The organism is Pseudoalteromonas sp. CO342X (assembly GCF_004208915.1).
GTDB classification, from domain to species: Bacteria; Pseudomonadota; Gammaproteobacteria; order Enterobacterales; family Alteromonadaceae; genus Pseudoalteromonas; species Pseudoalteromonas maricaloris.
On record NZ_SGPH01000040.1, the window covers coordinates 24,702 to 36,885 of the forward strand.

General features: G+C 44.6%; 11 protein-coding genes. 6 read left to right on the plus strand and 5 right to left on the minus strand.

Features of this window, described 5'->3' with window-relative positions:
* Window position 1 precedes the first annotated feature (1 nt).
* From EXT47_RS19075 to EXT47_RS19090, 4 genes are read right to left on the minus strand one after another with little or no spacing between them, the layout of a single operon-like run.
* A complete protein-coding gene (locus EXT47_RS19075) occupies window positions 2-985 on the minus strand; it encodes a VWA domain-containing protein (protein ID WP_130127322.1) in 984 nt (327 codons plus the stop codon).
* Window positions 978-1,409 (minus strand): DUF4381 domain-containing protein, encoded by a 432-nt coding sequence (locus EXT47_RS19080; RefSeq protein WP_039494873.1) that lies wholly within the window; start codon window positions 1,407-1,409, stop codon window positions 978-980. Before EXT47_RS19080 ends, EXT47_RS19075 begins: the two co-directional genes overlap by 8 nt.
* Window positions 1,410-2,363, minus strand: coding sequence for a DUF58 domain-containing protein (locus tag EXT47_RS19085; RefSeq protein ID WP_039494876.1), 954 nt, complete (start codon window positions 2,361-2,363; stop codon window positions 1,410-1,412). It lies immediately after the preceding gene.
* 4 nt (window positions 2,364-2,367) lie between these two features.
* Entirely contained in the window at window positions 2,368-3,324 is a 957-nt protein-coding gene (locus EXT47_RS19090; protein ID WP_010377722.1) for a MoxR family ATPase, read from the minus strand.
* Between the two features lie 268 nt (window positions 3,325-3,592).
* Here EXT47_RS19090 and fadI point away from each other — a divergent pair, with 268 nt between their 5' ends.
* From fadI to EXT47_RS19120, 6 genes are all read left to right on the plus strand, one after another.
* A complete protein-coding gene (fadI, locus tag EXT47_RS19095) occupies window positions 3,593-4,903 on the plus strand; it encodes an acetyl-CoA C-acyltransferase FadI (protein ID WP_010605222.1) in 1,311 nt (436 codons plus the stop codon).
* The gene (gene fadJ, locus EXT47_RS19100; protein ID WP_130127323.1) at window positions 4,903-7,005 is read left to right on the plus strand and encodes a fatty acid oxidation complex subunit alpha FadJ; all 2,103 of its coding nucleotides are present in this window, start codon (window positions 4,903-4,905) and stop codon (window positions 7,003-7,005) included. Before fadI ends, fadJ begins: the two co-directional genes overlap by 1 nt.
* A gap of 204 nt (window positions 7,006-7,209) precedes the next feature.
* Window positions 7,210-8,742 (plus strand): sensor domain-containing diguanylate cyclase, encoded by a 1,533-nt coding sequence (locus EXT47_RS19105; protein ID WP_039494882.1) that lies wholly within the window; start codon window positions 7,210-7,212, stop codon window positions 8,740-8,742.
* A 76-nt stretch (window positions 8,743-8,818) separates the two neighbouring features.
* Window positions 8,819-9,385 (plus strand): elongation factor P hydroxylase, encoded by a 567-nt coding sequence (locus EXT47_RS19110; RefSeq protein WP_039494883.1) that lies wholly within the window; start codon window positions 8,819-8,821, stop codon window positions 9,383-9,385.
* The gene (locus EXT47_RS19115; protein ID WP_039494884.1) at window positions 9,375-10,496 is read left to right on the plus strand and encodes an ATP-NAD kinase family protein; all 1,122 of its coding nucleotides are present in this window, start codon (window positions 9,375-9,377) and stop codon (window positions 10,494-10,496) included. The genes EXT47_RS19110 and EXT47_RS19115 overlap by 11 nt, the downstream gene beginning before the upstream one ends.
* 13 nt (window positions 10,497-10,509) lie before the next feature.
* Window positions 10,510-10,785, plus strand: coding sequence for a YfcL family protein (locus EXT47_RS19120; RefSeq protein ID WP_010377735.1), 276 nt, complete (start codon window positions 10,510-10,512; stop codon window positions 10,783-10,785).
* A 69-nt stretch (window positions 10,786-10,854) separates the two neighbouring features.
* Here EXT47_RS19120 and EXT47_RS19125 read toward each other — a convergent pair whose 3' ends face one another.
* Window positions 10,855-12,087: an NRAMP family divalent metal transporter gene (locus EXT47_RS19125; protein WP_039494885.1), complete on the minus strand. Its 1,233-nt coding sequence runs from the start codon at window positions 12,085-12,087 to the stop codon at window positions 10,855-10,857.
* Between the last annotated feature and the right edge of the window lie 97 nt (window positions 12,088-12,184).

The following is a 12,184-nucleotide window of genomic DNA, read 5'->3' on the forward strand; positions in this document are numbered from 1 at the left end:
TTTACCCTCTTAATTTTGTTCTTAGTACGAGACTTAGCTGAGCCACAAAAAGCAAGCCGAGTATCGCGAGGAGAGGAATATAAAACAGTGAAATCTTAGGACGGAAAGTCTGTGTTTCATCACTTATCGGCTCTAGCTCATCGAGCATAGCGTAGATCTGTTGTAGGCCTTCCACGTCTTTTGCGCGAAAATATTGCCCACCAGTTTCTTTGGCGATATGTTGCAACGTTTTCTCGTCGATACTACTACCAGCCATAGAATTAAAACCAAATAAACCAAAACCGCGTCTACCATCTGAGCCAACACCAACAGTATAAATCTTTATGCCCTCTTCTCGGGCTAAGATCAGTGCTTCTTCTGGTTGAAGGTTGCCCGCGGTGTTTTGACCATCGGTCAGCAAAATCAAGATTTTGTTACTTTGTTCACGTTCACCAAAACGCTTTACCGACAAACCAATAGCATCGCCAATCGCTGTGGCGCGTCCAACTAAACCAATTTGTGCCTCACTAAGCATTTGGCTAACCGTCGCTAAATCTCGGGTGAGTGGCGTTTGCAAAAACGCGGTGTCACCAAAAAGAATAAGCCCCAGACGATCCCCTTGGCGCGCTTCGATAAAGTCGCTAACAACGGCTTTGACGACAGACAATCTGTCCACTAAGCGACCTTGGTATTCCATATCTTGCTCTGTCATTGAAGCCGACAAGTCAACGGCAAGCATAATATCGCGTCCCTCGTTTGGCACAACGATTGGGTCGTCAAGCCAAGTCGGGTTTGCCGCTGCGGTTACCAGTAGTAGCCAGATGAGTGTTTCCACTAGGCTTACTTTTATGCGCTTATTGAGTTGATTTGTGCTCGCGAGTTGTAACTTTGCGGCACTTGGCATACGAATATTGATGTTGGTCTGCGCGATACTCGGTTTAAACTTCGCAATTAGCCAAGGCAGAGGTAACAATAAAAAGGCAAAGGGCCAACTAAACTCAAACATCGAGACGCTCCTTCACTTTGAAGGTATTAATCGCACGACATAGTTTATCGCTGAGTGCGGGGTCTTGAGTCGGAGCATATAACGAGTCGAGCTCTTGCTGAGTGAGTTCAACGCGTGTGAGTCTTGCTTGCAGCGTTAACCATTCTTGGCCCGATCTACTCGCAGCGGTATCACCGTAATAATGTTTTACTAAACGTTTGAGTATGGTGTGTAATGCTTGGGCATTATCCTGCGAATGACTCAGTTTTACGGCTTCCTTTTTTGCTTTTAAAAATTGCTGGCGACGATATAATAGCCAACACGTAGCCCCAAATATTGTGAGTAGAACACAAATGGCTCCCCACATTGGATAAGAAAATGGCCACCAGCTCACGCTTTGAGGGATGACCACATCATTAAGCTGGTCGAGTGGATTGACTTGCATTTAACCCCTCATGATTTGCAATTCGATTGGTAATGACGCGTCGTACTTTTTTAACGACATACCAGAGCGCTTAAGTAGCGCTAATCTTCGATTGAAAAAGTCAGACGCATTTTGCGAGAATTTGTCTCTAAATTGCTTGTCCATCAAGGGCAATGTCCAGTTTTGTTCACCAGCTGAGACCTCAATCGCTTGACTGTATTCAGGCAGATGATGCTCAAAAGGATCGCTCACCATACAACCAATTACTTCGTTATGGCGAGCGGCGCGCTCTAGCAATTTAAAGCTTTCATCATTCAACTCCGTAAAGTCCGAAATGAGATAAATCAGGCTGCCGGGTTTGGCTAGATGCACAAGTCGTTTTAAATTCTCATTGAAACGATCCCCCGAGGAGTGAGTCTCTTTTTGAATTAATGCTTGTTCGTGTAGGGCACAAAACTGATGAGCTAGCGCAAGCACTCCTCGGTCGCGAGCAATCGGTTTTAGCTCGTGGTGATTGCTGTCATTAAATACCACACCACCAACACGGTCGCCGCGTTGGCATGCAGCCCAAGACACCAAAATGCCTAAGTGCGCCGCAAGCACCGACTTAAGTAACAGCTTTGAACCAAATAGCATGCTTGAGGAAAAGTCACAAAATACAAAAACGGGGCGTTCTTTCTCTTCTTGAAAGAGTTTCGTGTGTGCTTCACCGGTACGCGCGGTAACTCGCCAGTCAATCGCACGAATATCATCACCATATTGGTATTGTCTGACTTCAGCGAACTCCATACCCCGACCTTTATGCGGTGCAAGGTATTGTCCTGATTGAGCACTTTTCACTTTTCCTCTCGGTTTGAGCGAAAGTAAATGCGCTTTGGACTTATAAAAAAGTAGCTCTTTCAGGCCGAGTTCGACACCATTACTGTGGCTTTCATTAAACCAGCTGGCTGAATTAAACTGCTTGATGTCGTTCATAGTATTATGGAACAGCAACCAATTCTAAAATCTTACTGATCACCTGATCTTTGGTGATCCCATCCGCCTGTGCTTCATAACTCAGCACGATACGGTGGCGTAGCACGTTATGTACCACAGCTTGAATATCTTCTGGGGTGACAAAGTCTCTGCCTTGTAGCCACGCATGAGCACGAGAACATTTATCAAGCGCAATTGTAGCTCGAGGGCTCGCACCATAATCAATCCAGCTTGCAAGCGTTGCATCAAAGCGTTGTGGCTGTCTGGTCGCAATAATCAATTGCACAAGGTATTGCTCCAGAGGCTCAGCAAGATGCATGCTTAGTACGGTTTTACGGGCCTCAAATAGGGTTGCTTGACTAATAGGTGTGAAGGTCGCTTGGTACTCCTCCAACGCCTCGCCACGAGTGAGGCGCAAAATATCTACCTCGGTTTCTGCATCCGGATAATCGATATTCAGATGGAGTAAAAAGCGGTCAAGCTGCGCTTCCGGTAGCGGGTATGTACCTTCTTGTTCAAGCGGGTTTTGCGTTGCCATTACCATAAATAGCTCAGGTAACGGATACGTTGTTTTGCCAACGGTTATTTGGCGTTCGGCCATTGCTTCTAGTAGCGCTGATTGCACTTTGGCTGGCGCTCGGTTGATTTCGTCAGCCAAAATCAAATGATGAAAAAGCGGGCCTTTCTCAAATACAAATTCATTGGTTTGTTGGCGATAGATATCTGTACCAGTTACATCAGAAGGCAATAAGTCAGGGGTAAATTGGACGCGTTGAAAGCTCCCTTCAATGCCTTTAGCCAGCGCATTTACGGCACGGGTCTTAGCTAGACCTGGGGGGCCTTCAACCAATAAATGACCATCTGCTAAAAGCGCGATAAGCAAGGATTCGGTCAGTGCACTTTGTCCTAAAATTTGGGTATCTAAATATTCTTTTAGTTGAGAAAACTCGTTTACTGCCATGAGACTGCCTTTTAAGCCGACAAAAATAAAAATAGTTATATGGACGCGGAATGAATAATCAAGTTGATTAGACCCATAATTTTAGAAAAGTTCATAAATTTTAAATAGCAATTTCAAATACTTTGAGATTGCTTGAAAAAGCATCTAAAGTTGGTTTTCACGGTTTAAAAAGCAGCCATTTCGTGCTTTGCTATTGGCAACTTCGATTTGGTTGTTTAGAATCGGAGGAAATTAACAGGTCAGACCTGTCAGCGGGAGAGCAAAATTCATGTCTGAACAAAACATACTAAAAACATCAAAAGGCGACCGAATCGCTATCGTGAGCGGCCTGCGTACGCCATTCGCAAAGCAAGCTACCGCTTTTCACCACGTTCCAGCCCTAGATTTAGGTAAAATCGTCGTCAACGAAATGCTAGAGCGTTTGAACTTCGATCGTAAAGAAATCGACCAACTGGTATTCGGCCAAGTTGTACAAATGCCGGAAGCACCAAACATTGCGCGTGAAATCGTGCTTGGTACTGGCATGCCAGTTTCTGTTGACGCTTACTCTGTATCACGTGCATGCGCAACCAGTTTCCAAGCGATTGCTAACGTTGCAGAGAGCATTATTTCAGGCCAAGTGAGTGTCGGTGTTGCTGGTGGTGCGGATTCTTCATCAGTTTTACCGATTGGCGTGAGCAAAAAGCTTGCAGGTAGCCTTGTTGACTTGAACAAAGCACGTACGCTTAAGCAGCGTTTACAGATTTTCTCAAAGCTAAGACTCAAAGACTTACTGCCAGTGCCACCGGCAGTTGCGGAATATTCAACTGGCTTATCAATGGGGCAAACCGCTGAGCAAATGGCTAAGACTCACGGGATCAGCCGTGCAGATCAAGATGCGATGGCGCACCGCTCACATACCTTAGCTGCAAAAGCGTGGTCGGAAGGCTTATTAAACAATGAAGTGATGGCTGCCCATGTTGAACCATACAAAAGCTTTATTGATAAAGATAATAACATCCGTGAAAACTCTTCATTGGAAAGCTACGCCAAGTTAAAGCCTGTATTTGACAGACAGCACGGCTCAGTAACTGCAGCAAATGCAACGCCACTGACCGATGGTGCAGCGGCAGTATTAATGATGAGCGAAAGCAAAGCTAAAGCGCTTGGTTATGACATCTTAGGTTATGTGCGTAGTTTCGCCTTCTCTGCTATCGGCGTACACGAAGATATGTTGATGGGTCCTGCACATTCAACGCCTGTAGCACTTGACCGAGCGGGTATTACCCTTGCTGATCTTGACCTGATAGAAATGCATGAAGCTTTCGCAGCGCAAGCGCTGTCCAATATGAAAATGTTTGGCTCAGACAAATTCGCGCAAGAAAAACTTGGTCGCAGTAAAGCAATTGGCGAAATCGACATGGATAAGTTTAATGTGCTTGGTGGTTCACTTGCATATGGTCACCCATTCGCAGCAACCGGCGCACGCTTGATCACGCAAAGCCTACATGAGCTTAAGCGCCGCGGCGGTGGTCTTGCATTGACAACTGCCTGTGCTGCAGGTGGTCTTGGAGCAGCATTCGTATTGGAGAGCGCATAATGTCAGTATTTTCTTATGAATTAAACGACCATAAAGTCGCCATCGTCACAATCGACGTGCCGGGCGAAAAAATGAACACCCTACGTGATACATTTGCTGATGAATTATTAGAGATCATCGCAAAGAGTAAGCAAGACGACGTAACGGGTATGGTTTTTATCAGTGGTAAAGACGATAATTTTATCGCGGGTGCAGACATTAAAATGCTAGACAGCGCGAAAACCCGTGAAGATGCGTTAGCGATTTCGGAAATGTGTCATAAAACCTTCTTTAAATTGGCTGATTTACCATTCCCGACCGTTGCTGCGATCCACGGTGTAGCACTGGGTGGCGGCTTGGAGTTTGCGCTGGCTTGTGATTACCGTGTATGTACTGAAGACAGCAAGACTAAACTGGGTCTTCCAGAAGTACAGCTTGGTCTATTGCCAGGCGGTGGCGGTACACAGCGTCTACCGAAATTAGTTGGTATTCAAAAAGCACTTGAATGGATGCTAACTGGTAAACAAGTTCGACCTAAGCAAGCGAAAAAAGCGGGCCTAGTTGATGATTCTGTACCCCACAGTATTTTACTCGACGTAGCGGTGAAGCTTGCCAGAAAAGGTAAGCCTAAGCCTCGCAAACCGAAATTAGACAAAATTAGTCAGTTGCTAGAGTCTAACCCGTTCGGACGCAATATCATTTTCAAAAAAGCACAAGAAAATGTTGAGAAGAAAACGGGTGGTCACTATCCAGCGCCGCTCGCTATCATCAAAGCGGTACGTGCATCTGTAGAGCTGGACAAGCTTAAAGGTTATAAAACCGAAGCCGAGGGTTTTGCTGATTTAGTGATGTCTGAAGTATCGCGCTCGCTACGTGGGATTTTCTTTGCGACAACGGAAATGAAAAAGGATTTCCAAGGTGAAGATCTTGCTCCTGTGAAGCGTGTTGCAGTGCTAGGTGGTGGCTTAATGGGCGCAGGTATTACCCATGTTAGTGCGGTTAAAGCAGGCACACCAGTACGTATTAAAGATGTTGCGCATCAGGGCATTAGCAACGCATTAAATTACAGCTATAAGATCCTAACTCAACGCCAAAAGCGTCGTATTGTTTCAAAGGCAGAGATGCAATCAACTTTGAATATGATCACGGGGACAACAGATTACTCTGGTTTTAAACACACAGACATGGTGATTGAAGCCGTATTTGAAGACTTAGACCTTAAACAGTCGATGGTGGCGGATATTGAACGCGAATGTAGTGAGAGCACGATATTTGCAAGCAATACGTCATCATTACCAATCGGCCAAATCGCGGCAAAAGCGACGCGTCCTGAAAACGTAATTGGTTTGCATTATTTCTCACCAGTAGAAAAAATGCCGCTGGTGGAGATCATTCCGCACGAGACCACCAGTGATGAGGTTATTGCGCGCACTGTGGCTTTTGCTCGTAAGCAAGGGAAAACCCCAATCGTCGTAAAAGACAAAGCTGGTTTTTACGTAAACCGTATTCTGGCGCCTTATGTCAACGAAGCGGCAAATCTTTTGCTTGCCGGTGAGCCGATAGAAAAAATCGATCAAGCCTTGGTTGAGTTTGGTTTCCCTGTTGGTCCTCTTGCGCTTCTTGATGAAGTAGGTGTAGACATTGGTTCTAAGATAGCGCCAATCCTAGAAAAAGAATTAGGTGCTCGCTTTAAGGCGCCGGATGCTTTTGCACGTATGATAGATAGCAAACGTCTAGGTCGCAAATCTGGTCGTGGTTTCTACACCTATGAAGGTAAAAAAGGCAAGCAAGTGGACGAGTCAGTTTATGAGTTACTCGGTGTCACGCCTTCTCCTAAATTGAATAAACAAGAAATTGCGAACCGCTGCGTTGCACAGATGCTCAATGAGGCTGCGCGCTGTCTTGATGAAGGTATTATTCGTAATGCAAGAGATGGTGATATTGGTGCTATTTTTGGCATTGGTTTCCCTCCATTCTTGGGCGGCCCATTTAGTTATATGGACAAAAAAGGCGCCAATAAGGTGTGTTCAGAGCTATCAACATACGCTGCTGACAACCCTGTATTTACACCTGCGGAGCCGCTACTTGCTATGGCCGAAGAAGGCAAAGCTTATTACGAGTAACGATACCAATTTATCTTAATTGAAAATATCCTATCTGTAAGCCGCTGTAATGCGGCTTTTTTCGTTCTCTGGTCTAGACTTAATAGCTGTAATGGTATGTAACTTTTGTACCATCGACATGGATTCTACAGCACCTAGACGGCCTCTAATTTCCTCTTTTGCACACTTCGCTCTAGGATTTGCTGAATTTGGACAGCAGAGTATATGAATAAACGTATCTTTTTGCAGATCAGCGGGTTAGTTATTTTTACTATTTTGGTGAGTGGTGGCCTATTTTATTGGTCCACTTTGTTAAACCACTCCATTTCTTCATTTCATCAGTCATGGCAATCAGAAACGGAAGTTGCAATTAAGCGTGCTGAACTGCTAGCTGAGCTTGAGCGTAGCTTTGGTTATAACGGCTTTATTCATCACTTCAAAAATTATGTACTACGCCAAGACGAGATTTATTACGAACAGGCTTTAGCTGATGTTGAAGCGACCAAAGCGACAATCCTAAAATTGCAAAGTACGGCGCTAAGCAGCCAAGAGACAAAGGCATTAGCCGTTATTCAACACACCTTTGATGAATATACACAAATGCTTGCGCTTGCTAAGTCAAAATTCACATCGAAAAGGCTGAGCTCTGAGGCTGTGGATCGTTTAGTGAAAGTAGATGACACGGACGCAGAAGCTGCATTTAATTATTTGCGTAAGTCGATTGGAAAGAAATTTGAGTTTGCAAAGCAAAACCAATCGGTAAAGCTTGCTCAAACCCAAGAGTTAAGTAACACCGGTGTATTGTTGCTACTACCAATAGTCTTGTTGTTTGCTTGCTTAAACATTTTTACGCTCATTTTTGTGGTTAAACTTATCAACGAAAAGCGAAAGTTATTCAACTCTACTCCTGATGCCATTTTATATTGTGATAAAGACGGTAGGCTTACAGAGGTCAATAAGGCCTGTACAGATTTATTTGGGTATCAGCCTCAAGAGCTATTAGGTATGCGGGTTGAAGACCTCATTCCAGAGCGGTTTACCGGTAAACATGTCGTGGACAGAGAGAAGTTCCAGGGCACTTCTACCATGCGTAGGGTGACGCATGATGGTCTAAAAATTGTAGGGCGGCACCAATCAGGTGTAGAGATCCCAGTAGATATCGCGTTATCCACGGTGTCCGTCTCTAAAAATGATGTTTTTATTGCAGTGATCCGAGATTTACGTCAAGAACAAGAATTGAAGAACCGAGCTGAACTGGATTTCTTAACTCAGGTTATGAATCGCAGAAAGATTGAAGCGCTGCTGAAAGAAGAAGTGCAGCGGGCCATACGTTATCATCGAGCGCTATCGCTACTGGTAATCGACGTTGATCATTTTAAACAGCTTAATGACACCGCAGGACATCAAGATGGTGATAATGCATTGAAGGAAGTTGGGCAGTTTCTAAGAGAGCAAGCACGCCCAAGCGACCATATTGGACGATGGGGCGGTGATGAATTTGTAATTATCTGCCCCGAGACTAGACCGGATGCTGCGCTTAATTTTGCACAACGACTGGTACATGAATTTACTCGTTTCACCAGTTTTGGACTGACATTCAGCATTGGCGTGGCAGGATATGAGCTTATTGGTGAAAGCTTTAATCACAAACGATGTTTTGAAGAAGCTGACTTAGCCCTATATGAGTCGAAAAAGTCAGGTCGAGATCGTGCTTCGCTTTATATCGCGCCACGCAGCTCTTTGGACAAAAAGGCATAGTCTAAAACGAGATCTTTTACTTTAGCCGCTAAAAACCTTACAATTTGCGCCCAGTTTAGACTTGTGGCGGATGTTGATGCATAAAATAGAAGACCTCATTGCTGTTTTTAATGGGTTATTCCTGCACACGCTCAACACTGAGCTGGTAGTGGGCGACGACGAACCTATCTATTTACCTGCAAATGAATCATACCCTCATCATCGCATTATTTTTGCTCATGGCTTTTATGCTAGTGCTTTGCATGAAGTTGCGCACTGGCTTGTTGCGGGTGAAGCGCGTCGTCAACTCGAAGATTACGGCTACTGGTATTGTCCTGATGGACGAGATAAAGCGCAGCAGCTCGAATTTGAAAAAGTGGAAGTGAAACCACAAGCGATTGAGTGGGCGTTAAGCGTCGCAGCTGGTTTTTCATTTAATGTTTCCGTTGATAACCTCAACGGTGAACAAACTTGCCGTTTCAGCTTTCAACAACGGGTGCATCAGCAAGTGCTAGTTTTATTAGAAAGCGGATTTAACACCAGAACGACTCAACTACTCAACGCATTAAGCAATTTTTATAATACACCTTGGCCTTTACGCCAGCAGCAATTTAACTGGGATATCCCGACAGAGCTAAGCATGGAGTTTGACGATGCAATTTAAGCTTGGACTTATCATTAATCCTTTGGCTGGGCTTGGTGGGAGCGTTGCACTAAAAGGTAGCGATGGCGCTGAAACAGCTCAACAAGCATTGGCGTTAGGTGCAGAGCCTCGCGCTAATCAGCGAGCAAAAACGGCTTTAACACAATTGCTTCAACATCAACAAAACATCGAAATATTTACCGTTAACGGTGAGATGGGGGAGCGTACGGCAAAAGAGCTAGGTTTTAACACCCAAGTGATTTATCAAACTCAAAGCACGGTAACTCGTCCTGAAGATACCGAGACCGCAGCGCAAATGATGCAACAGCTCGGTGTCGATTTGATTTTGTTTGCTGGTGGCGATGGTACTGCCCGTAACATTTGCCACGCGGTGGGTGATTCATGTCCTGTACTTGGGATCCCTGCTGGGTGCAAAATTCATAGCGGCGTATACGCGATAACGCCAAAAGCAGCAGGTAGAGTCGTTGAACTTTTGGTTACCGGAGAGCTTGTCTCCATTGGCGAAGCCGATGTGATGGACATTGATGAAGCTGCATTTCGTGAAGGGACAGTGCGTGCTAAACGATTTGGTGAAATGCAAGTGCCGACCGAGCTGAGATATGTTCAAGCGGTGAAAAACGGTGGCAAAGAAAGCGATGAATTAGTGTTAGCAGATATCGCCGCCTATGTGGTTGCCGAAATGGAAGAAGACGAAACCTATATCATGGGATCTGGTTCTACCGTTGCAGCAGTGATGGAAGAGATGGGACTTGATAATACACTTCTTGGTGTTGATGTTGTAAGGGACCAAGCGCTGATCGCGCAAGATCAAACCGCGCAGCAATTGTTGTCGCTTGCTGATGACAAAACAAAGCTAGTGATCACATTAATTGGTGGGCAAGGACACATTTTTGGCCGCGGTAATCAGCAGCTAAGCCCTAACCTCATCAAAAAAATCGGTAAAGATAATATTATCCTTATCGCTACAAAATCGAAATTAAAGGCCTTAAATGGTCGTCCTTTAATTGCTGATACCGGTGATGAACAACTTGATGAGTCCTTAGCTGGATTTATTAAAGTGATCACTGGATTCAATGACCATGTAATGTACGCCATAGGCCATCAAGAATAATTTAGGAATAAATATGTCTTTAGTAGAATATGTAGAGAAAGCGCAGCAGTTTTTTGATGAGCTTGTTGATAGAGCGAGCGATGATGAACTATTTGCTGGCGGCTATTTACGCGGTCACTTTGACTTAGCGGTAGGCTATGCACAAGTAGAGGAAGCAGATCTTTCGATTGATGAGTTAAATGCCAAAGTTGAGAGCAGCTTGGTAAAAGCATACCGAAATGGAGAGCTAAATGACGATGACAAAGCGCACGTGGTCTCTATTTGGGAGCAGGTGCAAAATTTAAAATAACCGCATCTCACCTGAGAGTAGCAGGTGCTAGAAGTGTAATTTGCATCTGCTACTCAGCCTCCTTTGGCTTTACATCAAAAATCGCCAATAGATGAATAACAGTGCAAAGCCCACTAAATAAATCAGCCCCAGTCCCGTTAGAACCTTGGTATAAATTGGTTGACGGCGATAGATCTCACCTTTCACTAATCCTAAATTCATCCAAGCAAAGATAGGAGTAGTGACAAACGCTGAGCTCATGGCAAACATTAGCATGCTCTTTAAGTCGGCTTTAAAAAACAGCACTACGGCCATACCAAGCGCTGCTTGTAGCAATAGAATGAGCGTGTAACTCTTTTTCGTTGTGTTAGGTCGTAACAACTGAAGCGATTCACTAAGCACTCGGGAGTAGCCATCTAACACCGTGATGGTTGTTCCAAACATACATAAAAATGCGACGCCAGCAATTAGCCATCTGGCCCATTCGCCAATCGTATTAGCATACATATCAATGAGCTGCTGTGAGAACGCAACACCAGCGAGTTCCACAGGCTTATCTTGACCGTATTGCATTAGCATACCGAGTAAACAAAAAACGACCGCCAGACCCAGCGTTACAAAATATCCCACCTTGAAATCCAGTAGGATCTGGCTACTTGTTAGCGGTTGTTTAGCCATCTTCGTTTTTAGCCAAGACGAATTAATGGCTGAAATCTCGATTGGTGCGGGCATCCAACCCATCAAGGCAACTAAAAAGCCCAGTAGCGCGATGTCGTAGGGGGATACTGGATCAATGGGGGCCGGATGGGCAGGTCCATTATGAGCCGCTATGGCAAGTGCCATAACTGTGGAAATGGTCAAAATTATCATTACCCATTTGCTAGTCACATCAAGTATTTTGTAATGCCCAACCAATAAGATTGCCAAGCAGCTAGCCAAAAGTATAAAGCTTAACAATTCAATATTTATTGGAAATGGCAGCGAGTAGCTCAAGAGACTTGCGGTAAGTAATAGCACACCTGCAGTATTTACAATGGCTGCGAAAATATTGAGTAGCACAAAAACCTTAAATCCGAAGCGGTAATGTGCGTGATAACCTTCGACGACACTATGCTTAGAGTGGCTTGTGTACTCTACTGCATATTTAAAAAAGGGATATTTGAGCAAATTAACAGCAACAATTAACCAGATCAATTGACTACCAAATAGTGCCCCAGCCTGCGTTGACGAAACGAGATGTGAACCACCGATAGCAGCAGTTGCCATTAATATTCCAGGCCCAAAGATGGCAAATTTGCCTTTAAGAGATAGCAGCGCTGGCAATGTAAATTCCTTAAGTCTTTGTTATTTTAATTTTGCTGCCAGTCTACGAAGTTTTAAGAATTGCCGCAACACTGTCGTTGAGTCGCATTTCACAGAC